At 71.7% G+C, this 389-nt stretch carries 1 pseudogene; it reads right to left on the bottom strand.

Annotation, left to right across the window (positions count from 1 at the left end):
* A pseudogene (locus DK254_RS06530) lies at nucleotides 1–389 on the bottom strand (type IV secretion protein Rhs); the annotation flags it as partial.

Here is a 389-nt window from a genome sequence, read left to right as displayed (position 1 = left end):
TGGCCGTGGTGGCTGTCGCCCTCGGGGTTGACCAGGTTGGCGGCGGCGTCGTAGACGAAGCGTTCGCGGCTGGCCAGGTCCGGGGCGCTGCGGCCGAGCAGTTGGCCGTTGGCCTCGTAGGCGTACTGGGTGTCGCCGCGCAGTTTGTCCTGGGTGCGCACCAGCTCGCCGGCGGCGTCGTACTGGTAGCGGCGCTGGATCGGGTTGTCGCGGTGCAGCAGCAGGTCGGCGGGGACGATGCCCGGGTTGTGCAGGCTGGAGAGTTTCTCCGCCGGCAGCCCCGAGGCGAACTGCCAGGCCTTGCGGCCCAGGGCGTCGTAGCCGAAGCGGCTGGTCAGGCGGCCCTGGGTGCGCAGCACTTCGCGGTGCAGGTCGTCGCGCTCGAAGTC

The sequence above is a fragment of the Pseudomonas sp. RW407 genome (assembly GCF_003176655.1).
In the GTDB taxonomy this organism is placed as follows: Bacteria; Pseudomonadota; Gammaproteobacteria; order Pseudomonadales; family Pseudomonadaceae; genus Pseudomonas; species Pseudomonas delhiensis.
Note: the sequence above shows the minus strand (reverse complement) of the source record. Positions and strands in the feature narration are given on the sequence as shown.